21 protein-coding genes and 1 tRNA gene are annotated in these 23,604 nt (G+C 64.3%); 6 read left to right on the plus strand and 16 right to left on the minus strand.

Features of this window, described 5'->3' with window-relative positions; all coding sequences use genetic code 11:
• Positions 1-3: 3 nt before the first annotated feature.
• Positions 4-396, minus strand: a complete 393-nt coding sequence (gene rpoZ, locus ACVILH_RS27575) for a DNA-directed RNA polymerase subunit omega (protein ID WP_006612728.1) — start codon at positions 394-396, stop codon at positions 4-6.
• A gap of 361 nt (positions 397-757) precedes the next feature.
• Here rpoZ and ACVILH_RS27580 point away from each other — a divergent pair, with 361 nt between their 5' ends.
• A complete protein-coding gene (locus ACVILH_RS27580) occupies positions 758-1,411 on the plus strand; it encodes a LabA-like NYN domain-containing protein (RefSeq protein ID WP_456715692.1) in 654 nt (217 codons plus the stop codon).
• The gene (locus ACVILH_RS27585) at positions 1,392-2,096 is read left to right on the plus strand and encodes a uracil-DNA glycosylase (RefSeq protein WP_456715693.1); all 705 of its coding nucleotides are present in this window, start codon (positions 1,392-1,394) and stop codon (positions 2,094-2,096) included. The genes ACVILH_RS27580 and ACVILH_RS27585 overlap by 20 nt, the downstream gene beginning before the upstream one ends.
• A 250-nt stretch (positions 2,097-2,346) precedes the next feature.
• Here the strand turns inward: ACVILH_RS27585 and ACVILH_RS27590 are convergent, their stop codons facing one another.
• The 4 genes from ACVILH_RS27590 to dapA form a co-directional block, all read right to left on the minus strand.
• Positions 2,347-2,928 (minus strand): peroxiredoxin, encoded by a 582-nt coding sequence (locus ACVILH_RS27590; RefSeq protein WP_456715694.1) that lies wholly within the window; start codon positions 2,926-2,928, stop codon positions 2,347-2,349.
• Between the two features lie 61 nt (positions 2,929-2,989).
• Positions 2,990-3,463, minus strand: a complete 474-nt coding sequence (gene smpB / locus ACVILH_RS27595; RefSeq protein ID WP_456715695.1) for an SsrA-binding protein SmpB — start codon at positions 3,461-3,463, stop codon at positions 2,990-2,992.
• Between the two features lies 1 nt (position 3,464).
• A complete protein-coding gene (gene mscL, locus ACVILH_RS27600; protein WP_456715696.1) occupies positions 3,465-3,881 on the minus strand; it encodes a large conductance mechanosensitive channel protein MscL in 417 nt (138 codons plus the stop codon).
• A 38-nt stretch (positions 3,882-3,919) separates the two neighbouring features.
• Entirely contained in the window at positions 3,920-4,810 is an 891-nt protein-coding gene (dapA, locus tag ACVILH_RS27605) for a 4-hydroxy-tetrahydrodipicolinate synthase (protein WP_456715697.1), read from the minus strand.
• Between the two features lie 412 nt (positions 4,811-5,222).
• Between dapA and ACVILH_RS27610 the strand changes: the two genes are divergently transcribed.
• Positions 5,223-7,490, plus strand: a complete 2,268-nt coding sequence (locus ACVILH_RS27610) for a lytic transglycosylase domain-containing protein (protein WP_456715698.1) — start codon at positions 5,223-5,225, stop codon at positions 7,488-7,490.
• 107 nt (positions 7,491-7,597) lie between these two features.
• Here the strand turns inward: ACVILH_RS27610 and ACVILH_RS27615 are convergent, their stop codons facing one another.
• Together ACVILH_RS27615 and ACVILH_RS27620 are read right to left on the minus strand one after the other, a co-directional pair.
• Positions 7,598-9,145 (minus strand): porin, encoded by a 1,548-nt coding sequence (locus ACVILH_RS27615; protein WP_456715699.1) that lies wholly within the window; start codon positions 9,143-9,145, stop codon positions 7,598-7,600.
• Positions 9,146-9,607: 462 nt separating this feature from the next.
• Positions 9,608-11,158 carry a porin gene (locus ACVILH_RS27620; protein WP_456715700.1) on the minus strand — a complete coding sequence of 517 codons (1,551 nt, stop codon included), beginning with the start codon at positions 11,156-11,158 and terminating at the stop codon, positions 9,608-9,610.
• A gap of 383 nt (positions 11,159-11,541) precedes the next feature.
• Here ACVILH_RS27620 and ACVILH_RS27625 point away from each other — a divergent pair, with 383 nt between their 5' ends.
• Positions 11,542-12,081: a MarR family winged helix-turn-helix transcriptional regulator gene (locus ACVILH_RS27625; RefSeq protein ID WP_456715701.1), complete on the plus strand. Its 540-nt coding sequence runs from the start codon at positions 11,542-11,544 to the stop codon at positions 12,079-12,081.
• A gap of 56 nt (positions 12,082-12,137) precedes the next feature.
• Here the strand turns inward: ACVILH_RS27625 and ACVILH_RS27630 are convergent, their stop codons facing one another.
• Both ACVILH_RS27630 and ACVILH_RS27635 read right to left on the minus strand, forming a co-directional pair.
• On the minus strand, positions 12,138-13,208 hold the full coding sequence (locus ACVILH_RS27630) for an alpha/beta hydrolase family protein (protein ID WP_456715702.1): 1,071 nt from the start codon (positions 13,206-13,208) through the stop codon (positions 12,138-12,140).
• 772 nt (positions 13,209-13,980) lie between these two features.
• On the minus strand, positions 13,981-15,531 hold the full coding sequence (locus ACVILH_RS27635) for a porin (RefSeq protein ID WP_456715703.1): 1,551 nt from the start codon (positions 15,529-15,531) through the stop codon (positions 13,981-13,983).
• 678 nt (positions 15,532-16,209) lie between these two features.
• On the opposite strand from ACVILH_RS27635, the gene ACVILH_RS27640 reads away from it, so the two are divergent.
• Positions 16,210-16,302: transfer RNA gene (locus ACVILH_RS27640), tRNA-Ser, on the plus strand.
• A 158-nt stretch (positions 16,303-16,460) separates the two neighbouring features.
• Here ACVILH_RS27640 and ACVILH_RS27645 read toward each other — a convergent pair.
• From ACVILH_RS27645 to gatB, 3 genes are all read right to left on the minus strand, one after another.
• On the minus strand, positions 16,461-16,817 hold the full coding sequence (locus ACVILH_RS27645) for a hypothetical protein (protein WP_456715704.1): 357 nt from the start codon (positions 16,815-16,817) through the stop codon (positions 16,461-16,463).
• 200 nt (positions 16,818-17,017) lie between these two features.
• Positions 17,018-17,284 carry a hypothetical protein gene (locus ACVILH_RS27650; protein ID WP_456715705.1) on the minus strand — a complete coding sequence of 89 codons (267 nt, stop codon included), beginning with the start codon at positions 17,282-17,284 and terminating at the stop codon, positions 17,018-17,020.
• Between the two features lie 1,545 nt (positions 17,285-18,829).
• Positions 18,830-20,314, minus strand: coding sequence for an Asp-tRNA(Asn)/Glu-tRNA(Gln) amidotransferase subunit GatB (gene gatB, locus ACVILH_RS27655; protein WP_456715706.1), 1,485 nt, complete (start codon positions 20,312-20,314; stop codon positions 18,830-18,832).
• Positions 20,315-20,579: 265 nt separating this feature from the next.
• Between gatB and ACVILH_RS27660 the strand changes: the two genes are divergently transcribed.
• Positions 20,580-21,233 (plus strand): CC0125/CC1285 family lipoprotein, encoded by a 654-nt coding sequence (locus ACVILH_RS27660; RefSeq protein ID WP_456715707.1) that lies wholly within the window; start codon positions 20,580-20,582, stop codon positions 21,231-21,233.
• Here ACVILH_RS27660 and ACVILH_RS27665 read toward each other — a convergent pair.
• The 4 genes from ACVILH_RS27665 to gatC all read right to left on the minus strand — a co-directional run bounded on the left by ACVILH_RS27665 (position 21,230) and on the right by gatC (position 23,576).
• Positions 21,230-21,526, minus strand: a complete 297-nt coding sequence (locus ACVILH_RS27665) for a hypothetical protein (protein WP_456715708.1) — start codon at positions 21,524-21,526, stop codon at positions 21,230-21,232. The two genes, ACVILH_RS27660 and ACVILH_RS27665, sit on opposite strands and share 4 nt — an antisense overlap.
• Positions 21,517-22,992 (minus strand): Asp-tRNA(Asn)/Glu-tRNA(Gln) amidotransferase subunit GatA, encoded by a 1,476-nt coding sequence (gene gatA, locus ACVILH_RS27670; RefSeq protein WP_456715709.1) that lies wholly within the window; start codon positions 22,990-22,992, stop codon positions 21,517-21,519. The genes ACVILH_RS27665 and gatA overlap by 10 nt, the downstream gene beginning before the upstream one ends.
• Complete coding sequence (locus ACVILH_RS27675) at positions 22,989-23,222, minus strand: hypothetical protein (RefSeq protein WP_456715710.1); 234 nt, start codon at positions 23,220-23,222, stop codon at positions 22,989-22,991. Before ACVILH_RS27675 ends, gatA begins: the two co-directional genes overlap by 4 nt.
• Positions 23,223-23,288: 66 nt before the next feature.
• Positions 23,289-23,576 carry an Asp-tRNA(Asn)/Glu-tRNA(Gln) amidotransferase subunit GatC gene (gatC, locus tag ACVILH_RS27680; RefSeq protein ID WP_009027600.1) on the minus strand — a complete coding sequence of 96 codons (288 nt, stop codon included), beginning with the start codon at positions 23,574-23,576 and terminating at the stop codon, positions 23,289-23,291.
• Between the last annotated feature and the right edge of the window lie 28 nt (positions 23,577-23,604).

Here is a 23,604-nt window from a genome sequence, read left to right on the forward strand (position 1 = left end):
TGATCACTCGTCCTCTTCCGGCTGCTCCTCCGGAGGAGCGAGGCCTTCGAGGCCCTTCAGAAGTTCTTCCTCGGTCATGCGCTCGACGGCGACCTCGGTGTCGTCAGCATCGACGCTGGCACCGGCGGAGCCGATCAGCGGCACCGTGTCGGGCTCCGGCTCGTCGACCTCGACGAACTTCTGCAGCGAATGCACCAATTCTTCCTTCAGATCCTCGGGAGAGATGGTCGAATCCGCAATCTCCCGGAGTGCCACAACGGGATTCTTGTCGTTATCTCTGTCAATCGTGAGTTGTGATCCCGACGAGATCATACGCGCGCGATGCGCGGCCAGGAGGACCAGGTCGAACCGGTTGTCGACTTTATCGATGCAATCTTCCACAGTGACGCGCGCCATTGTCGCTCCGGTCCTTTGTGTGCTTAATATGCTGATTATGCTGGGCTAGTTATAGAGGCTGACCGGTTTTCGCAAGGCCAAACTGGCGTCAGGCTGCGGTAAGGGGCAAGGAGTACCCAATTCGGCAACCTTGACTGACGATGCCCAAGGGATCCGCAGAAATCGGGCCTTGGACAAGAAAACGCTTCATTACGTCGTCACAAGTGCGCCTTTGTTGCCCCGATCACTCCTGTTTGCGGTATCGTCACACCAGATCAACCGCGCAAGCCTTGGCTGTATCCTAGGCAGTATCTTGAAATGGAATGCGCGACCGCCCTCGAGTCGCGCCAAAAAACAGAAGCTAACTTAACGCGAGACACTGATGTCATCTTCGACGAACAAAATTGCGCTCTTCATTGACGGCGCCAACCTATACGCGACAGCCAAGACCCTCGGCTTCGACATCGACTACAAGCGCCTGCTCAAGGAATTTCAGAGCCGCGGCACGCTGCTTCGTGCGTTCTACTACACGGCCATCATCGAGGATCAGGAGTACTCGTCGATTCGCCCGCTGATCGACTGGCTCGACTACAACGGCTACACCGTCGTCACCAAGGCGACCAAGGAATTCATCGACGCCAGCGGCCGCCGCAAGGTCAAGGGCAACATGGATATCGAGCTGGCCGTCGATGCGATGGAGCTCGCCGAGCACATCGATCAGATGGTGCTGTTCTCGGGCGACGGCGACTTCCGCTCGCTGGTCGAAGCGATGCAGCGCCGCGGCGTTCGCGTCACCGTGATCTCCACGATCTCGAGCCAGCCGCCGATGATCGCCGACGAGCTGCGCCGCCAGGCCGACGTCTTCACCGACCTCGTCGAGCTGCAGTCGAAGCTCGGTCGCGATCCGTCCGAACGCCCTGCTCCGCGCGAGCCGCGTCACCATTCGCCGCAGTTCCTGCAGCGCTCGACCGCGCCGGCCGCTCGCACCCCGACCACCACCACGACGTCCTCCAACGATGACGATTTCGAGGACTAAGACGGTCGCGCGCGGTGCTCGGAAGACCGATTCGGCTTCACCGTCCTCTTTGGCACATCCGACCGATCCCGACCGCGACTGTCCGCTGTGCCCTCGTCTGGTCGATTTCCGCAACACGCAGCGGGCGCGCGAGCCATCCTGGTTCAACGCGCCCGTTCCGTCGTTCGGGGATGCGAGCGCGCGCCTCCTGATCGTCGGCCTCGCGCCGGGGCTGCAGGGCGCCAATCGCACCGGCCGGCCGTTCACCGGCGATTACGCCGGCGAGCTGCTGTATGGCACCTTGCTGCAGTACGGCTTCGCCAAGGGCCGCTTCGAGGCGCGCCCGGACGACGGCTTGACGCTGGTCGATTGCCGCATCAGCAATGCCGTGCGCTGCGTGCCGCCGCAGAACAAGCCGCTGCCGGCCGAGATCAACCAATGCCGCAGCTTCCTCGGCGCCAGCATCGCCGCGATGCCGCGCCTGCGCAGCATCGTCGCGCTCGGCCGCATCTCCCATGACACGCTGCTGAAGCTCTTGGGCCTGCGCGCCGCAGCCGCCCCCTTCGCCCACGGCGCCGTGCACCAGGCCGGCGGCATCAGGCTGTACGACAGCTACCACTGCTCGCGCTACAACACGAACACCGGCGTGCTGACCACCGAGATGTTCCACGCCGTGTTCGCGCGCGTGAAGGCGGATTTGGATTAGGTCGCGCTTCGTCGCCACCATTGAATTCAACGCGGCGCTTGGAGAAAAAGAAGCACAGTGGCGATTGATGTGCCCTCTCCCCTTGCGGGAGAGGGCAACTCCGGCCCATCCGCGCACGCGATTGGGTGAGGGGTATCTCTCCGCGAACGAGACTCGCGGAGAGATACCCCTCACCTAATCGAGTTTGTTGCTCCGCCGTGCATGCCCTCTCCCGCAAGGGGAGAGGGCGCATTCATGTGCACCGCGCGTCTCACGCGAAGACGCGATTGTCCTTCAGCCACGTCAGCACGTCGCCGGCGTTCCGATCCGGCGGGAACACCGGATAGAACACGTGGGTGATGCGGGCATCGTCGATGATCAGCGCGAGACGCTTGATCAGGGTCAGGCCTGCGATCTCCATCGTCGGCAGCCGCAGCGCGTGAGTCATCTCCAGCTTCTCGTCGGACAGCACCGGAAACGGCAGATGCAGGCGCGAGGCCATCTCGGTCTGATAGGCATTGCTCTGCGTCGACAGGCCGAACACATGCGCGGCGCCGGCGGCCCTGAGCTCGCCGAACAGGTCGCGGAAGCTGCAGGTCTGCGGCGTGCAGCCGCGCGCGCCCGGGATCATGTCCCAGTCCTCGACCAGCGAGACCTTGCCCGGCTCGCCTGTCCGCGGATAGGCGAACACCACGGTGCGCCCCGGAAGCTCCGACAGCGTGACCAGCGTATCGTCGGTGGCGCGGAGCCCGATCGGCGGCAGCGTCATGCCGAGCAGATGATCGGCTCCGCCATCATCGGTCGGCGCCGGGATCAGGCTCCAGTCGACGTCCAACAGGTTCTTCTGGTTCATCGATCGCATCCCTGGCTCAGCCGGATGGCAAAGGACCGCGCGGCAACAGCTTGAGGCCTCGTTACCCGCGCGCCCTCATCAAACGGCCCTTCTCGCGGCCCCAATCGCGCTTCTTCTCGCTCTCGCGCTTGTCGTGCAGCTTCTTGCCCTTGGCGACGGCGAGCAGCAGCTTGGCGCGGCCGCGCTCGTTGAAATAGAGCTTGAGCGGGATGAGCGTCATGCCCTCGCGGTCGACCGCGCCCATCAGCTTGTTGATCTGCTTGCGATGCAGCAGCAGCTTGCGCGGCCGCTTCGGCTCGTGGTTGAAGCGGTTGGCCTGGAGATATTCGGGAATGTTGGCGTTGATCAGCCAGATCTCGCCGTCGCGCGAGTCCGCATAGGACTCCGCGATCGTCGACTTGCCGCTGCGGACCGATTTCACCTCGGTGCCGGTCAGCGCGATGCCGGCCTCGATGGTGTCCTCGATCGCGTAGTTGAACCGCGCCTTGCGGTTCTCCGCAGCAACCGTGATCTTGGGCTCGTTCTTGTCGGCCACGTCAGGCTTTCTTCAGGAGATCCCTGATTTCGGTGAGGAGCTCGACCTCGGCGCTCGGCTTCGGCGGAGCCGCGGGCGCCGCCTCCTGCTTGCGCTTCAGCTGGTTCATCAGGCGGATGATCATGAACAGCACGAAGGCGACGATGAAGAAGTTGAGCGTCAGCGTCAGGAAGCTGCCATAGGCGAGCACGGCGCCCTGCTTCTTCGCATCGGCCAGGTTGGTTGCGTTGACCGCCTTGGAGAGCGGAATGAAGTAGTTGGAGAAATCGAGGCCGCCGGTGATCGCGCCGATAATCGGCATGATCACGTCGGCGACCAGCGAGTTGACGATGGCGCCGAACGCCGCGCCGATGATGACGCCGACCGCGAGGTCGACGACGTTGCCCTTCATGGCGAATTCACGGAATTCCTTCAGCATGTCTGTCTCCCCATCAGACGTGAAAGAAAAGGCTCGGCTCAGTTGATCAGCCCGGCGTGAACCATGGCCTGGCGCACCGCGATCCGGGTCGGCTCGGACACCGGCACCATCGGCAGCCGCAGCTTCTCCTCGAGCTTTCCGAGCAGCGACAGCGCATATTTGATCGGCGCCGGATTGGACTCGATGAACAGATTGGTGTGCAGCGGCATCAGCTTGTCGTGGATCGCGAGCGCGGCGGCGACGTCGCCCTTCTGCCAGGCCGCGTGGAACTCCGCGCACAGCCGCGGCGCCACGTTCGAGGTGACGGAGATGCAGCCATGGCCGCCATGGGCCATGTAGCCGATGATGGTGGCGTCCTCGCCCGAGAGCTGGTTGAAGTCCTCGCCCAGCACCGCGCGCTGCTGCGAGACCCGGACCATGCTGGCCGTGGCGTCCTTCACGCCGGCGATGTTCTTCAGGTCATACAGCCGCTTCATGGTGTCGACCGACATGTCGATCACCGAGCGGGGCGGGATGTTGTAGATGATGATCGGAATGCCGATCGCGTCATTGATCGCCTTGAAGTGCTGGTACAGGCCTTCCTGCGTCGGCTTGTTGTAGTAGGGCGTGACGACCAGCACGGCATTGGCGCCCGCCTTTTCGGCGTGCTGGGCGAGCTCGACGGCCTCCTTGGTCGAATTGGACCCGGCGCCCGCGACAACGGGAACGCGGCCCTTGGCCTCGGCGATGCACCACTCGACGACCTGCTTGTGCTCGTCATGGCTGAGCGTCGGGCTCTCGCCCGTCGTGCCGACCGGGACCAGCCCGTTGGTGCCCTCGTCGATCTGCCAGTTTACCAGGCTGCGGAACGCCGCCTCGTCTACGGAGCCGTTCTTGAAGGGGGTCACGAGGGCCGTGAAAGAGCCTCGGAAATTCGTCTTGGCTGCCATGAAACTCCCTCCCAAACGCATTGCCCCAGAGCGAAGCGCACTTCATAACGGGTCTGGACATCTGGCGGAAGGCCCGCCCTGATCTCCGCTGCCTTCTCAACAGGCACGCACACGCCCCGAATCAGCCAGGGCTGCGGCGGCGTCGCCATCTGCACCCACTACCGCCCAACCCGGCCAAGGCGCTCGCTGGCGGTTCCATCTTCGCTCCAGGCCGGCCGCGCCGCCCTTCGGTCGTGATTTCGCCGCGGTGTTGGCGCAGGTTGCAACTGATCCCCGTACATTTAGTATTTGTTCACCTTTTCGATAGACCAAGATCGTCAGGGATCGAAGTCATCCGCCGCAAAGGAACGCCGTGCCCTTGTTCGCCCGCGCCGCCGCATTGCGATCGACCGCCCTGTCGGTGCCTCTCTCAATGTCCCTGGCCGCCAGCCTGACGCTCGGCTGGGCCCTGGTCGACATCGCCTTCGCCAAGGATCAGGTTCCGCTGCCGAAGGCACGGCCGATCACGCGCAGCGCAGCGCCAACACCCAAAGACGCCACGGAGGCCCGCAGCAAGCAGGACGCCCGCGCCGAGGCCAACGCCGATACGAAGGCTGACATTAAGAGTGGCGCCAAGGCGGCGGCGGGCGAGCCGCTACGCGTCGCGCCCCGGGACATCACGCCGCCGGCGGCCGCAGCGGCGCCGGCCGCGGCAACCCTGCCGCCGCGGCAGCATGCCGCGCTGCCCGCCTCCCGCAAACCGATCATGCCCGCGGCGGTCGCCGCGACGGCCTCGACCTCGCAATCCGACAAGGATGCGCTCGAAAACGTGATCGAGCTGGTGCGCAAGCGCAAGCCCGACGACGCCACCCAGGTCGAGCAGGCGATCTCCGATCCGGTGGCGCGCAAGCTCGCCGAATGGATCATTCTGCGCAGCGACAACAACAACGCGACCGTCGAGCGCTACCGCGCCTTCATCACCGCCAACCCGAGCTGGCCGTCGCAGAGCTTCCTGCGCCGCCGGCTGGAAGCGGCGCTGTGGGACGACAAGCGCGACGATTCCGTCGTGTGGTCGTGGTTCGAGAACGAATCGCCGCTGTCGGCCAAGGGGCGGTTCGCGCTCGCGCGCGTCATGCTCAACCGCGGCGACCGCGCCAATGCCGAGCGCCTGGTGCGCGAGGCCTGGCGCAACGACACGATGTCCGAGGACACCGAGAACATCATCCTCGACCAGTTCGGCGCCCTGCTCTCCGGCGGCGACCACAAGGCGCGCATGGACACGCTGCTCTATGGCAGCGAGCACGAGGCGGCGCTGCGCGCCGCGCGGCGGCTGGGCTCGGGTCACGTCGCGCTGGCCAAGGCGCGGATCGCGACCTATCGCAAGGCCGCCAACAGCCAGGCCTTGCTGGAGGCGGTGCCGCGCGAGCTGCATGGCGATGCCGGCTTTATCTTCAGCCGCATCCAGGTGCTCAGGCGGGACGAGAACTTCACGGAAGCCGCGCAGCTGATGCTGAGCGCGCCGAAGGATCCGGGCCGGCTGCACAATCTCGACGAATGGTGGATCGAGCGTCGCCTGCTGGCACGCAAGATGATCGACACCGGCGAATATCGCAGCGCCTATCTGATCGCCCGCGACGCCGCGCTGCCCAACCGCGACATCTACAAGACCGAGCAGGAGTTCACCGCCGGCTGGATCGCGCTGCGCTTCCTCAAGGACCCGGCGACGGCTGCGCAGCACTTCGCGCGCATCGGCGTCGGCAGCGTCAATCCGACGACATTGGCGCGCGCGGGCTATTGGCAGGGCCGCGCCGCCGAGGCGATGGGCCGGATGCAGGAGGCCCGCGCGGCGTACGCATCGGCGGCCGAGCAGTCGACCAGCTATTACGGCCAGTTGGCGCGGGCCAAGCTCGGCCTGCCGCAGCTCGGGCTCAATGCAGCGCCGGCCGGGCGCGGCCGCGGCGTCGAGCGGCTGGAAGTGGTCCGTGCGGTGCAGTTGCTCTACGACCTCGACGAGGGCGAGGTCGCGATCCCGATCTTCTCGGACATGGGCGACAATGGCGATCCGGACGTGCTGCTGGGCTTGGCCGAGATCGCCGGCCGCAACAGCGACGCGCGGGCCATGCTGCTGGTCGGCAAGGCCGCGCTCAATCGCGGGCTGCCGTTCGATCACTACGCCTATCCCGTCAACGGCATCCCGGCGTTCCGCTCGATCGGACCCGAGGTCGAGCAGAGCGTGATCTTCTCGATCGCGCGCCAGGAGAGCGCCTTCAACCAGGCCGTGGTGTCGCCGGCGCAGGCCTATGGGCTGATGCAGGTGACCCCCGATGCCGGCCGCTACGTCTGCAAGCGCGCCGGCGTCAGCTTCGACCTGAACCGGATGAAGACCGATCCCGTCTACAACGCCCAGCTCGGCGCCGCCGAGCTCGGCGGCCTGCTCGAGGATTATCGCGGCTCCTACATCATGACGTTCGCGGCCTACAATGCCGGCCGCGGCAGCGTGAAGAAATGGATCGAGCGCTATGGCGATCCGCGCGATCCCAAGGTCGACGCGGTCGACTGGGTGGAGCTGATCCCGTTCGCCGAGACCCGCAACTACGTGCAGCGCGTGATGGAGAATCTGCAGGTCTATCGCGCCCGCTTCGGCGGCGGCTCGCGGCTGCAGATCGAGGCCGATCTGCGCCGCGGCGCGGTGATCGAGTAGCGAGTAGCGAGTAGCGAGTAGCGAGTAGCGAGTAGCGAGTAGCGAACGGGGACTTGACGACTCCGTCAAGCCCTATGCGCTACTCCCTATCCGCTACTCGCCTGTTCTTACCAGTTGCGCTGGGCGCGGAGCAGCAGCGAGACCGAATCCTGGTCCTTCAGCTGATAGGTCGTCGCCGGCTTGGCGATGGCCGCCGCAGCCGGCGCGTTCGCAACGCCTGCGAACTTCTGGTCCAGCCGGGTCCAGGCGACGTCGGCCGAGAAGGTCAGGTTCTTGACCGGCGTCCAGCGCGTGATCACACCCAGGGTCGAGACGTTGAAGTCCGGGTTGCAGTTCGCGCCGACGATGCCCAGCGCGACCATGCCCGCGCCGTTGCAGATCAAGCCCTTGGCCGTGGCATTGTAGCGGACGGCGCTCCAGGAGCCGTAGACTGCCGTATTCCAGGCCGGGTCCCAATTGTGGGTGAAGGCGCCGCGGAAGCCGTAGGTGGTGGTCAGCTGCTGCTGGGTGCCGTTGGCGAAGACCGAATCGGTGACGCCGGCAAAACCGAGGCTCTGGAACGCCCCGGCCATGTTGCTGCCGCCGTACATCGCATAGTTGATCGGCGCCAGGCTCTGGAAGTTGTACCGGCTGGCGCCGTTGGTGTAGACGCCCTGCACGTTCAGCGTGTCGCCGACGCCTGTCGGGATGTTCTTGATCGACAGCGCGAGCTGGCCGGCATAGCCCCACTTGTCGGCAGGGTGGCCGTTGGTCTCGAGGCCCGGCCCGAAATAGCCGGCATGGTTGTCATGCGCGGCGAATGACGCCTGGAACAGACCCCAGGCCTGATCGACGCGCACCATGCCGACGATGTCCGGCGCCACCTGGCCGCCGAACGCGTTGGCACCATAGGCGCCGCCGATCACGCCCGCCGCGGTCTGCAGCGACGTATTGTACATGTTCGACTGTCCGTACAACGCCGCTTCCTGCGCCGAGATCGCGGCCGTGATGCCCGATCCGAAGTCGGCGGTGTAGGTCAGCTGATTGACGCCGGTGATCGAGCCGCCGCCGCCGGTGAGACCGTCGAAATTGTTGCCGGGATAGTTGCTCCAGGGGGCGTCGAACTGCGACACCGCCTTACCCATCGTGAAGCCGGCAAACTGGATGAACGCGTAGAACACGCCAAGCGTGCCGCCGCCGATGCCGTCATTGGACAAGGCGTTGACGTTGGTCAGCCCGGCGGTGTTGGCCGCGCCGGTGTTGTAGAAGGTGCCGCCGTTGCCGGCGCCGGCATAGGTGCCGGAGGTCCACTGGAACACCGCGTCGAAGAACGTGCGAACCACGCCGTATTCGGTGGAGGTTCGGGTGTCGATGTTGAAGTCCGCGCGCGAGCGCGTCGTGTAGTAGTTGCTGTAGCGATTCCGCGCGCCCGCGACCCCGTTCACGGCGTTCTGGAAGATCGCATTGGTGCCTAAACCGACCTCGGCGCGCAGATAGCCGCCCAGCTTGATGCAGGTGTCCGTGCCAGGGATATAGAAGAATCCCGCGCCGTACATCGAGCAAACCCTCACATACTCGACCGGTTTGGCCTTGATCGGAAGGTCGGCCGCTTGAGCCCCACTCATGGCGAGCCACGTCGCCGCTGAGCCCAGAACAAGGCCCCTCACAGTCTTCATACTAACCTCCAAATTGCTCACGTCGAACCGGTCGCCAAGCAGGGTCGATCGTCCCTACCTCTGCGAGTCAGCGCATCTCCAGCCGGCTCACACCGTGCCCGCGCATAGCGGTTCAGTCGGAACGATCGCGCGGCGAATTTGGTGTTTTATCGGACCATTCTCGTGACGCCGCGAAACGCAGCTGTGGCGAAGTCCGGGCACGGCAGGACCGCGTCGAATGAACGACACCGGGACGCCTGATTTGCCGATGAGCGCCGTGATGACGCCCTGGACGTGACCGGAATACCGTCCCCGCCGCAAAGAAGACGAGTTTCGATCCGGGCGTCACCGACAAGGCGGATCCGCGATGCGAGCTGCCGCGCATGATCGCGGGAATGCTGCGGACTAATCGGCTCTCATGCAAAGAAAAACCCCCGGCAGTTTCCTGCCGGGGGCTCTTGAACCTTGATCAGATGATCAGGATCAGAAGTTGCGCTGGGCGCGCAGGAGCAGCGAGACCGAGTTCTGGTCCTTCAGCTCGTACACGGCAGCCGGCTTCGCGGTCGCGCCGCTGGTGGCCGGGAGAACGGCGTTGCCGGTGAACTTCTGGTCCAGGTTGGTCCAGGCCACGTCAGCCGAGAAGGTCAGGTTCTTGACCGGGGTCCAGCGGGTGATCAAGCCCAGCGAGGAGATGTTGAAGTCCGGGTTGCAGTTCGCGGCAGTGATGCCGAGAGCAGCCACGCCAGCGCCGCCGCAGATCAAGGCCTTGGCGTTGCCGTTGTAGCGCAGAGCAGCCCACGAACCGTAGATCGCGGTGTTCCAGGCCGGGCTCCAGTTGTGCGTGAACGCACCGCGGAAGCCGTAGCTGGTGGTCAGCTCCTGAGCGGTGCCGACGCCGTACACCGAGTCGGACACGCCAGCGAAGCCGACGCTCTGGTAAGCGCCGTTGCCCGAGCTACCGAAGAGCTGGTAGGTGGTCGGAACGAGGCTCTGAGCGTTGTAGCGCGTCGCACCGTTGGTGTAGACGCCCTGGATGTTGATCGTGTCGCCAGGTCCGGTCGGGATGTTCTTGATCGACAGAGCCAGCTGACCAGCCCAGCCCCACTTGTCCGCCGGGTGACCGGAGGTCTCGGCAACGCCGTAGTAGCCAGCGTGGTTGTCATGCGCCGCGAACGACGCCTGGAACAGACCCCAAGCCTGGTCGACGCGGACCATGCCGACGATGTCAGGAGCAACCGTGCCGCCGATCGAGTTGGTGCCGTAGGAGCCACCGAACACGCCAGCCGCCGACTGCAGAGCACCCGAGGTGTTCCAGATGTTGGTCTGGTAGTACGCCGCCTGCTCCTGAGCCGAGATCGTCGCCGTGATGCCGGAGCCGAAGTCAGCGGTGTAGCTGAACTGGTTGACACCGGTGACGGTGCCGCCGCCGCCCCACAGACCGTCGAAGTTGTTGCCCGGATAGTTGGTCCAGGGCGTATCGAACTGCGACACGGCCTTACCCATGGTGAAGCCGGCGAACTGGATGAAGGCGTAGTACACACCGAGCGAGCCGCCGGCGATGCCGTCATTGCTCAGGCCGTTGACCGAGGTCAGGCCAGCGGTGTTGGCGTTGCCGGTGCTGTAGAAGGTGCCGCCGTTGCCGGTGCCCTGATAGTTGCCCGAGGTCCAGGTGAAGGTGAGGTCAGCGAAGGTGCGGACCACGCCGTACTCGGTCGCGGTGCGCGTGTCGATGTTCAGGTCCTGACGCGCGCGGGTGTAGAAGTACGGGCTGTAACGGTTGTTCAGGCCCGAGGGAGCCGTCACAGCGTTGTTGAACGATCCGTTCGCCATGACCGCCGTCTCCGCACGGAGATAGCCGCCCAGTTTGATGCAGGTGTCGGTGCCGGGGATGTAGTAGAAGCCCGCACCATACAGGGAGCAAACCTTCACATATTCGACCGCTTTGGCCTTGATCGGAAGGTCGGCCGCCTGAGCCGCGGACATGGCGAGCAGCACTGCCGCCGAGCCGAGGACAAGGCTCTTAACCGTCTTCATTTAAACCTCCAAGTTGCTCTTTGAGAAAGAACCGGACCAAGATCCCCCAGGACGATCCGCTTCTTCCGCTCCCGAAAAACCGCTTCAGTCGCTTCGCGCCATCGGACACACCCGCATCAACGCGAGGGACTTAAGCGAAACCACCTGTCACGGGACGATCGAGTAACCCCCCACCGTCGTTAGGAACTATGCCTTCGCTCATTCGGTAAGCAAAATAGTTTATGCAGTCAGGTAATTGAATGAAGCCGAAATGTGTCCTCAGGGCAACACCAAGGCAGGTTATGGTGCACCGCAAGGCTCTCCGCGAAGCACCTCCTAGATAAGTGATTTTGCTGCGGATTTTTTTTCTTTAGGGTCGCGCCCCGTACTGGAACTGCTGAGCAATGGCGCCCTTGAAGAATACCTCTGCCGCACCTGTGGAAACGGACGCGCAGCCTCAGACCGCTGAAGATCCGCCGAAGAATCGCGAGGCCATCATCCGCTTCGCCAGGGAGATCACGACGATCAACGTCCATCTGGAAGAGCTGCGATACTTCTGGGCGAAGAGAATCGGGATCAGCGGTCCGCAATGGATGATCCTGATGGCGATCTCCGAGCTGGATCGGGGCGAAGGCGTTGCCGTGAATGCGGCGGCCAAGCGGCTGCACGTCGACCCCTCCTTCGTCACGACTCAGTCGAAGCTGCTCGAGAAGAAAGGCTTCATGGAGCGCAAGCCGGCGCCCAACGACGCCCGTGTCGTGCTGATGTCGTTGACCGCCAAGACCTCGGAGCAGTTCGCCGAGCTCGAGACTCAGCAGGCGCAAGTCTTCGCCTTCATCTTCGAGGAGTTCGACGCCCGCGAGCTGGCGACCTTCACCGACAAGCTGTCAGGCCTCAAGGACCGGTTCGAGAAGGCCAGCACCAGGCTCTCGGTGGGGCTCTGAGCCGATCGAAGACGCTGACTGCCGGTTGCATCCGGCAGAACAGTCACGGCGCAGATCTAGCCGGACGGCCGTGGCGAGCTCGCGAGGCGATTTGCGATCCAGTCGAACACGAAGACGTCGGCGTCGCGCGAATCCGCTCCTTCGCTCGAGACGATCTTCAGCGTGATGTCGGGATGCTCGCGCTTGATCTGCGCGATCAGCCTGGTCGCGATGTCGGCCCGCAGCCAGCCGCGCTCCGGCACATTCACCAGCAGCGGACACATGATCTGCCGAGCGGCCAGGCCATCGCTTGCGATCGGCAGCCTGCCCCGCTCCCGCCCAGCCAGACGACGCGACAGGAAGACGCGCTCATGGATGTCCCACAGCCCGGCATCGCAGACGGCGGCCGCATAACGCGGGTCGAGCGCGATGCCGCGCGCGACAAAGGATGAGCTCCAATCGTCGGCAAGGATCGCAATGCGGTCCTCATCCACGTCGTCGCGTCCCGTGACGTAGTCGGTGACGCTTGCGATGGCCGATTCGAGATCTCGGCTTCCGACGATCTCCTCGAAACGACAGTCCGGACCGCTTCCCAGGAGATCCACGACGAGCAGCGCCAGGCCGTGCCGCTCCGCATGGGCCGCGAACCTGAGCAGCGAAGGCTCCTTCCGACGGCCGGGCTCACCGATGCAGATCACAGTGGGCGCCCTGCCCCGCTCACCGCGGGCCGGCAAGAAATAGGCTTCGAGCTGATAGTCGGGCCGCCAGGGAATCGTGACGACCTCTCCCTGCGGATCGGCGTAGCGCAGAAACTCGCGGGCACAGTCGCGCATGCGCGACAGGACGACGGCCTGGCGGGACTGCGAGCCACTGAAGGGACAGGCCGCAGCCTCGTAGCAGTGGACGGCGCCCGACCACTTCCGGATCGCCTGCTCGGGCCGGCAATTGCGCGCGGCATCGCGGGCGGCAGACCCGAGCGCGTCTGCGCACTGCATCCACTCGCGGTACCAGGACTCCTCGTCGCTGGGGTCGATTCGCCGTGCCGTCGCCAGGATTTCTGCCAGTTCTGCGCAGCCTTCCGGCCGCGCTTCGAGCATCCTCCTGATCGCATCAGCCTGATCGTCCTGCTCCGACCAGGGACGCAACACTCCCAGAGAGCTTTCCAGACTCATCTTGGACCCATTCCTCACTCACGTGACGGTGTCAGGCCCCGTCATCTGTTTGTCAGACTGTGACGACGCAGAAATGCCCGGTCAAGCCGGGGCGCGTAAGATTTTCAGCCAATGGGATGGTCGCTTGCCTGCGCGGTCGGAGGGTCCGCGGAGCCGGCATACGGTCTTCACCGCGGTATACGCCTCGAGTCGGCGCGTCAGCGGGGACCTAAACGAAGAAACCTCCAGCGGGGCATCGCCGGAGGCTTCGGAGGTTTAACTTCAGAGCATTCCGATCAGATCAGTCGGAACCTAGGGGACCAACTTCATCGGCAACGCTGAAAAATTATCTTATCAACTCATCTATTTTCAACACCTTTTCTGCGAAATCTCCAACATTCTGACAAGCCATTGAAAATCATAGGTATCTGAAGGGGATGCCACGCGAACGGCGCCTCGCCGCACCTTGTCGGATCATGGCACCGGCCGCGGATCGCATCAGAGGGCCAGTCCGGACGCCCCATCATCTGCGTCAGGACGCACCAAATCGGCAGGTCGGCGCAGACCTCCGACGCGCAATGAACCAGCCGATGACCGCTGTTCGGGAGCCATTCTGGCCACCACTCGTCAGCGCAGCTCGGAGACGTTGCGCAGCAGCCATCAAGGCGTCGGTGAGCACGGCGCCGGTCCACCTGCGAACAGATCCGCAAACAAAAACCCCCGGCAGTTTCCTGCCGGGGGCTCTTGAACCTTGATCAGATGATCAGGATCAGAAGTTGCGCTGAGCGCGGAGCAGCAGCGAGACCGAGTTCTGGTCCTTCAGCTGATAGACCGCAGCCGGCTTGGCGGACGAGCCGCTGTTGGCCGGAAGCGTGGCGTTGCCCGTGTACTTCTGGTCCAGGTTGGTCCAGGCCACGTCAGCCGAGAAGGTCAGGTTCTTGACCGGGGTCCAGCGGGTGATCAAGCCCAGCGAGGAGATGTTGAAGTCCGGGTTGCAGTTCGCGGCAGTGATGCCGAGACCAGTCACGCCGGCGCCGCCGCAGATCAAGGCCTTGGCGTTGCCGTTGTAGCGCAGAGCAGCCCACGAACCGTAGATCGCGGTGTTCCAGGACGGGCTCCAGTTGTGCGTGTAAGCACCACGGAAACCGTAGCTGGTGGTCAGCTCCTGAGCGGTGCCGACACCGTAGACCGAGTCAGACACGCCAGCGAAAGCAACGCTCTGATAGGCGCCGTTGCTGGAGCTGCCGAAGATCTGGTAGGTAGTCGGAACGAGGCTCTGCGCGTTGTAGCGCGTCGCACCGTTGGTGTAGACGCCCTGGATGTTGATCGTGTCACCAGGTCCGGTCGGGATGTTCTTGATCGACAGAGCCAGCTGACCAGCCCAGCCCCACTTGTCCGCCGGATGACCGGAGGTCTCGGCAACGCCGTAGTAGCCGGCGTGGTTGTCATGCGCCGCGAACGACGCCTGGAACAGACCCCAAGCCTGGTCGACGCGGACCATGCCGACGATGTCCGGAGCAACCGTGCCGCCGATCGAGTTGGTGCCGTAGGCGCCACCGAGGACGGACGACGCCGACTGCAGAGCACCCGACGTGTTCCAGATGTTGGTCTGGTAGTACGCAGCCTGCTCCTGGGCCGAGATCGCAGCCGTGATGCCCGAGCCGAAGTCAGCGGTGTAGGTGAACTGGTTCACACCGGTGACGGTGCCGCCGCCGCCCCACAGACCGTCGAAGTTGTTGCCCGGATAGTTGGTCCAGGGCGCGTCGAACTGCGACACGGCCTTACCCATGGTGAAGCCGGCGAACTGGATGAAGGCGTAGTAGACACCGAGCGAGCCGCCGGAGATGCCGTCGTTGCTCAGGCCGTTGACCGAGGTCAGGCCAGCGGTGTTGGCAGCGCCGGTGCCGTAGTAGGTGCCGCCGTTGCCCGTGCCGGCGTAGTTGCCGGAGGTCCAGGTGAAGGTCAGGTCAGCGTAAGTGCGGACCACGCCGTACTCGGTCGCGGTGCGCGTGTCGATGTTCAGCTCCTGACGCGCACGGCTGTAGAAGTAGTTGCTGTAGCGGTTCTGCAGGCCCGACGGCGCGGTGACGGCGTTGTTGTAGGAGCCGTTGCCGTTGAAGACCGTCTCGGCGCGCAGATAGCCGCCGAGCTTGATGCAGGTGTCGGTGCCGGGGATGTAGTAGAAGCCAGCGCCGTACAGCGAGCAGACCTTCACGTACTCGACCGCCTTGGCCTTGATCGGAAGGTCAGCTGCCTGGGCCCCAGACATGGCGACGAGAACTGCCGCCGAGCCCAGGACGAGGCTCTTGATCGTGGTCATAGTGTTAAACCTCCAAGTTGCTCAGTCAGGGAAGGTTCCGCGTCCGCTGGGTGTGAGACACCCTCGAGGTTTGGCCCTTGTCCCTCTTCGACCCGTCGCTCGGTCGCCTCGCGCTATCGGACACACCCGCACAAACGCGAGGGACTTGAGCGAACGACCTAAAACGGGACGACGTCGGGATGCCCCCCTTCGTCGTGCAGCGAGAATTACCGAAGGACTTTGCACACGCAACAAAGGAACCATCATTGCGGCGGCCAGCGGGCGCCTTTTTGGAGGGGTGTTGCACAAAAGGCACGAAGCCGTGGTTCTGCGGGGTAGGCTAAGCGTCTGTTTTTGTTATTCTTTTGTAACAACGCCATTTTGGGTGCTGAGGACCGGACACACTCGCCCGCCGGGACCCGGGCACAAGTCGGGCGCCTCCAGCCTCGAATCTCGAGCCTCCGCCGCCAGGAATCGCAGTGGCGCCGTGGAGATGTTGCCAATTTGCCTCGGATCTGAATCCCGGCAACCTCGCAGCCTCCGCGCGACAGCGCACCTCGAGCAAAACGCATCGGCTCGCCAGCGCCCTGTCCACCCCCGGATGAGAGGAGCGTAGCACGTCATCCTGTGAGGATTTCAGATCGGGGCGTCATCTGCCGCTTGCGGCTCAGCGCGTCGTGGGGCATACCGACCCCAGCCGGAGAGGTGGCCGAGTGGCTGAAGGCAACGCTTTGCTAAAGCGTCATACGGTCTCAAGCTGTATCGAGGGTTCGAATCCCTCCCTCTCCGCCAGCCTGCAAATGATGGTCAGGCTGTAATCAGCCCTCATCCAGCCCTGATCTGTACTGCGACGACATGCGACCGGCCGCGACGTTCATCCAAACGCCGGCTGAAAGCTTCCGCCGGAGCTGCACCTCATCCGCCCCCCGACACATCCGGCAAGGGGCGAGTCAATCGAACAGGCTGCGGCTGATATTGATCACGAAGGCAGCGGGCACGCCGATCACGGCGCCGACGAAGCCATAGAACAAGGCGGCCCATAATGAGGCGGCTCCCCCTGCTCCCATCACCGCGCCGTAGAAAATGCCAAGACCCGCGCAGAGCGCGGTGACGACGACGAGCCGCCGGTCATTGCCGGCCTCGATGCGCAATCGCTTTAACTCGCGCCGGTTCTGCACGACGGGTCCGGTCGGCTCGGTCGAGCCGCAATGCGGACATGCGACCGCGCTGAACGACACGCCGTTCCCGCAATCCTGGCAGTCGATCAGCTCTTGCCGCTTCGCCTGTCGCTGCTGCGCCTGTCCCATGCCGTCATCCCGCTTCGATCGTCGCATGCGACCACAGATAGGAGATTTGTGGACGGAGGACGAGGCTTGCGTCCGGGAGGCAATCAAGGATCCGAGACCGTGCGCCGTGCGACGGCCGTGTCCACGGCAATCGTCCGGCGGCCGACCTCGCGCTCACCTCGTGACGAGGCGCGAGGCCGGAGAGCCCCGGCACAGCATGATCAGCGCGCGGTCATCCAGGCACGCGCCTCACGCTGCGCAGCAGCGATCTCGGCCTCCGACATCTGCTCGGCGACCTCGCGACGCATCGCGACCGCATCGACACGGCCCTTGAGCGCGGCGAGATTGAACCATTTATGCGCGGCGATCAGATCGACGACACCGTCGCGGCCGCTCGCATAGAGCATGCCGAGCTCGAACAGCACGTCGCCATTGGCGCCTTGCTCGGCGGTGGTCACATCAACGAAATTGAGTTGTCCCTGAAACATCGCAGTTCTCCTTCATCACAAGGAGGCGGCTCCCCTGGAGCGCGGCCCCCGTCCAACTGTTCAACGCCTGGTTAGTCCCCATGCCGTTTGACGGCTTATGCGCGAAGGATGACCGATCAAGTTTGAAGGGCAGTTTAAGCATCGTGCTGAAAGAACCTTGAACGAAGAGCCCGCGATTGTCCGGGCCTCCGCGCAAGCGATTGATTCAGATGATATTTTCTGAAGCGGCAAAGAGCGGTTTACCGTTCTGTTTGGCAAACCCCTAACCATCCGCCAAACGCGCTTGTTTGGCCGCTGCAACCGCCGGCATGGACGTGCGCGATGTGACGGCCGCGGCCGATACGCCATGGGTCGAACGCCTGCCGCGGTCCTTCGCAGCACGCAGCTTCGGCAAACTCATCGGGATATTGGGGAGCGCTGCGCGTGGCGTGCTCAGGCATCGCCGGCAGAGCCATCAGGCCCGGGCCACGTCGCAAGCGCTCGACTGCGCCGCCATGCGACACACGGCAACAGCCGGCGCGCGGCGCCCTACCGCGCGAGCAATCGAGATCGAAAGAATGGGAAAGAAAGAATGGGAAGGGATATCGGGCCCGCTGCCATCGGCGCGGTGCCGGGGATCGAGGGCGTCGGCGAACACGTCAGGATCAGATCTCACTCTGGCTGTGAGCCGCTCGTGAGATTGCAGACCGAAAGCGCGATCTGCACCGAACGAAGAAATCCTGTTTCTTCTGCCGGACCGCCCCGCCGCAGCGACGCTGCCTTGGAGTTCGATCCGACCGTTGACCTGATGTCTCGCCGACACCCTCTATCGTCGATTGGAGCCTTAGGTGATCAGCAGGCTCTGAACGAGCTGCACGCCCCTTCGTTCCAATGACGTGCCGGCTTCAAGCTGCCGGACTCATCTCGCAGCGGACTGCGAGAGTTACTTCTTCTTGGCGACCTTCTTGGTCTTCTTGGCAGTCTTCTTCGCCGCGGTCTTCGCGACCTTCTTCACTGCCTTCTTCGCCTTCTTCGCTTTCTTAGCCATGTTGCCCTCCGATATGAGTTGGCTTAGTCGATGCGTGCACTCGGGAATCGAGATGCACTTCATATCGATACACCAACGAGTGAAAAAAAACAGCTTCCGGCTTAAGGAAGTGTTGACACGCGCGCGCGCGTACGGCTGACGAAACGCGCGAAGCAGTGCGTCGCGGGACAACAAAATCGAAAGCGCCGATGTCGGCAGCGTCGCGCCCGCTACTAATAGGCATTGCAGGAAAAGCCTGCGCCACAAGCATTTCTTGAACGACCGCATGTTTGAGCGAGAGCGGCGCTCTGCGCCGGCCAGCGCGCGGACTCACGCGGCAAGAGCCACGCGCGGACTCCGAGTCGCAAATTTTGGCAACGAAAAAATTTTCATTGCACACACCGCCGTGCGCGCTCGAACGCTCGTCAACGGTGGCTTTTTTGCGAATCGCGCGCGGCGATTCGCTGGCCGCGCGCGCCAAACAGAAACGGCGCGCACCCTCGTGCGCGCCGTCGGAACGAAGACAAGCGATCGTCGTTTCAGATGCCGAGCTTGCTCTTCAGGAGATCGTTCACCGCCTGCGGGTTGGCCTTGCCGCCCGACGACTTCATCACCTGACCGACGAACCAGCCAGCGAGCTGTGGCTTCGCCTTGGCCTGCGCGACCTTGTCCGGATTGGCAGCGATGATCTCGTCGACCACCTTCTCGATCGCGCCGAGGTCGGTGACCTGCTTCATGCCGCGGCTTTCGACGAGCTCGCGCGGATCGCCGCCCTCGCTCCAGACGATCTCGAACAGGTCCTTGGCGATCTTGCCGGAGATCGTGCCCTCGCCGATCAGCGCGACGATGGAGGCGAGCTGAGACGCCGACACCGGCGAGGACGCAATGTCGCGCCCCTCTTTGTTGAGCCGGCCGAACAGCTCGTTGATCACCCAGTTGGCGGCGAGCTTGCCGTCGCGCGCCCGCTCCGACAGCGCCTCCAGCACGGCCTCGTAGAACGCGGCGCTCTCGCGCTCGGCCACCAGCACCGAGGCGTCGTAGGGCGACAGGCCGAAATCGGCGATGAAACGCGCCTTCTTCTGGTCCGGCAATTCCGGCAGCGCCGCCTTCAGCGCGTCGACGAAAGCGTGGTCGAACTCCAGCGGCAGCAGGTCCGGGTCGGGGAAGTAACGGTAATCATGCGCCTCCTCCTTGGAGCGCATCGAGCGTGTCTCGCCCTTGTCCGGATCGAACCGGCGGGTCTCCTGCTCGATGACGCCGCCGTCCTCGATGATCTCGATCTGGCGCCGCGCCTCGGCCTCGACCGCCTGGCCGATGAAGCTGATGGAGTTGATGTTCTTGATCTCGCAGCGGGTGCCGAGCGGCCCGCCCGGCTTGCGCACGGAGACGTTGACGTCGGCGCGCAGGGATCCCTTCTCCATGTCGCCGTCGCAGGTGCCGAGATAGCGCAGGATGGAGCGCAGCTTGGTCACATAGGCCTTGGCCTGCTCGGCGTCGCGGATGTCAGGCTTGGAGACGATCTCCATCAGCGCCACGCCGCAGCGGTTGTAGTCGATATAGGACAGCGACGGCGACTGGTCGTGCAGCATCTTGCCGGGATCCTGCTCCAGGTGCAGGCGCTCGATGCCGATGGTGGCGGTCTTGCCGCCGTCGAGCTCGACCGTGACCTCGCCCTCGCCCACGATCGGGTCCTTGTACTGGCTGATCTGGTAGCCCTGCGGCAGGTCGGGATAGAAATAGTTCTTGCGGTCGAACACCGAGCGCAGGTTGATCTTGGCATTCAGGCCGAGCCCGGTGCGCACGGCCTGCCGCACGCACTCCTCGTTGATGACCGGCAGCATGCCCGGCATCGCGACGTCGACCAGCGAGACGTGGCTATTGGGATCGCCGCCGAACGCGGTGGAGGCGCCGGAGAACAGTTTCGACTTCGAGGTGACCTGGGCATGGATCTCCATGCCGATCACGGTCTCCCAGTCGCCGGTGGCGCCCTTGATCAGCTTGTGCGGTGTGGCAGGTGCGTTCATGGCTTTCGGTCCGGACAAAAGTGTGGGTTGCATCCGGCTTCGCGCAACGTCACCCGCCAGTCAAGCCGGACCGCGCCCTCCGCGGCGGCTGCAACGTGCAGTCTTGCGCTTGAGAGAGCGAGGAAATCCCGCATTTGGCCCGACGCCGAGTGCCCGAAGGGCAGCGCTGCAATCCGCCGCATTTGCTGCAGCCGCTGCGCAACCAGCCGTAAGTAGACCGTCGCGCGGAACCTAACCTAAAAATTGCGCGGGGGAGATATGGGGCATGCGACGAATATTGATGAGTCTGGCGGTGACGGCTGCGGCCTTCACCTTGGTGTCGTGCGCGACACAGTACACACAGTCCGGTTTTACCGGCGGCTTCGACGCCAAGGAGCTGAGATCCGACGTCTATCGCGTGAGCTTCCGCGGTAACGGCTTCACGACCAAGGAAAGCGTCCAGGTCTATTGGCTGAACCGCTGCGCCGAGATTGCTGTCGAGAAGGGCTTCACCGGGTTCGAGATCCTCTCCGACATGCAGTTCGCGATGCGGCGGCCTGCCGATGAGGCCGACAGGCCGCGGCTCGCCAGCGCGGTGCCGTCGCTGCGCACGCGCATTCCGGTCTCCGCGGATGAAGCGTCTGATGTCGCGAGCTGGCGGCCGCAGACCGATCTCGCCAGCCGTTCCGACATGTCGGTCCAGCTCGCGCGTGGCGGCATGGTGTTCGTCTACACCGGCGGCGGCGCCGACATCCCGAAGCCGGCGATCGAAGGCGACGTGCACTTCCTGACCGGGCCGGTCGAGCCGGCGCCGCCAAAAATCTTCAACGCCAAGGCGCTGCTGGCGCAGCTCGATCCGCTGATCAAGGGCGAGAAATGCGGCGGCAACATCTGCCCGCATGTGCACGAATATCTGCTGCCCAAGGGCAAGCTGCGCTAGGCCGACAACAACGTGCTGACGATGCGCTCCCACTCCGCCGGGAGCGCATCGGTGGCGACCGGGCGGCCAGCCTGACGATACCAATAGCCGGCATTGCCGAGGTCGCCCTCGACGCGATGCAGATGCGCGTGCGCCCAGGCCGCGTCGCGGCCGGTCTCGTCCTGAATGATCCTGTGCGCCCGGTCCCAGTCGCCCTTCGCCAGCCACCACAGGCCGGTCAGCACCGGCGTGAGCCCGGTCGCGGGCTGATCGCCCGCGAGGCTCGTCTTGAAGTCGGCGACGTTCACCACCACCGAACGGGCGTGAAGCGTCCCGCCGCCTGCTCGATGACCTCGCCGAGCGAGAACAGCGTCTCCTCGTCGAACGGACGGCCGATCAGCTGCAAGCCCAACGGCAGCCCCTGGCTGTCCTTGCCGGCGGGCACCGCGATGCCCGGCAGGCCGGCCATGTTCACGGTCACCGTGAAGATGTCGTTGAGGTACATCTCGACCGGATCGGCGCCGCCCTTCTCGCCGATGCCGAACGCGGCCGACGGCGTCGCCGGCGTCAGGATCGCGTTCACGCCCTTGGCGAAGCAGTCCTCGAAATCCTTTTTGATCAGCGTCCGGACCCTCTGCGCCCGGATGTAATAGGCATCGTAATATCCGGCCGACAGCACATAGGTGCCGATCATGACGCGGCGGCGGACCTCATCGCCAAACCCTTCGGCGCGGGTGTTCTCGTAGAGCTCGCCGATCGACTTGCCGGGCACGCGCAGGCCGTAGCGGACGCCGTCGTAGCGGGCGAGGTTCGAGGACGCCTCCGCCGGCGCCACGATGTAATAGGCCGGCAGCGCATACTTCGTGTGCGGCAGCGACACCTCGACCAGCTCGGCGCCGGCGGCCTTCAGCCATTCAGCGCCCTGCGCCCAAAGCTTCTCGATCTCGGCCGGCATGCCGTCGAGGCGATACTCCTTGGGGATGCCGATCTTCATCCCCTTCACGGACTTGCCGATCGCGGCCTCGTAGTCCGGCACGGGGATGTCGACCGAGGTCGTGTCCTTCGGGTCGTGGCCGGCCATCGAGCGCAGCAGGATCGCGGCATCGCGCGTCGTGCGCGCGATCGGGCCGGCCTGGTCGAGCGACGAGGCGAAGGCGACGATGCCCCAGCGCGAGCAGCGGCCATAGGTCGGCTTGATGCCGACGGTGGCGGTGAAGGCCGCGGGCTGGCGGATCGAGCCGCCGGTGTCGGTCGCGGTCGCGCCCATGCACAAAAGCGCCGCCACCGCCGAGGCCGAGCCGCCGGACGAGCCGCCCGGCACCAGCGTGGTGTTCGAGCCCTCGCGGCGCCAGGGGTTGCCGACCGGGCCGAAGCACGAGGTCTCGTTCGACGAGCCCATCGCGAACTCGTCATTGTTGAGCTTGCCGAGCATGACCGCGCCGTCGCGCCATAGCTGCGAGGTCACGGTCGACTCATAGGTCGGCACGAAATTGCCGAGGATTTTTGAGCACGCGGTGGTGCGGAAACCTTCCGTGGCGAACAGGTCTTTGATTCCCAGCGGAATGCCGGCCAGCGGCCCGCCTTCGCCCTTAACGATCTTAGCATCGGCTTCGCGCGCCATATCGCGCGCCTTCTCCGGCGTCTCCAGCACGAAGGCATTGAGCGCCCGCCCCTCCTCCATCGCCTTGAGATGGGCGTCGGTCAGCTCCAGCGACGTGAAGGTCTTGTCGGCGAGACCCTTGCGGGCCTCGGCGAGGGTCATCGAAGTCAAATCGGTCATTTGTTGATCGGGCTGCAGAAGAACGGGGAGAGCGTCTTGTCGTCCGTGGTGTCGTCGGCGAAGAACTTGTTCTTCTTGGGGGGAGTCTTGTTGGCATTGGCCGCCTCGAGCTGGTCGAGGATTTCGTTCACGGCCTTGTCCGGATCGGCGGCCTTGCCCTGCCGCTCCATCGCGTCGAGATAATCCATATAGGCCTTGTAGGCCGCTTCATCGTCGCAGAGCATGCACATCGGCGTTGGCTCGCTTGTCGGTTTGAGGAGCAGATGGCGCGCGAGGAGCGCTCCGACTTGCCCCGGCTATTCCACGACCTTCGGCACGAGAAAGAAGTTGTTCTCGGTCATCGGCGCGTTCTTGACGATGTCGTCGGCGATGTCGCCGTCGGTGACGACGTCCTGGCGCTTCTTCATCGCCATCGGCGTCACCGAGGTCATCGGCTCGACGCCCTCGACATTCACCTCCGAGAGCTGCTCGACGAAGGCCAGCATCGCATTGAGCTCGCCCTGCAGATGCGGGACCTCGGCGTCAGTGACAGCGATCCGCGCCAATTGCGCGATCCGGCGGACGGTGGCGGCATCGACCGACATTATATAGGGCCTCACGGAAAAGGATGAA

The organism is Bradyrhizobium sp. USDA 4353 (assembly GCF_054063215.1).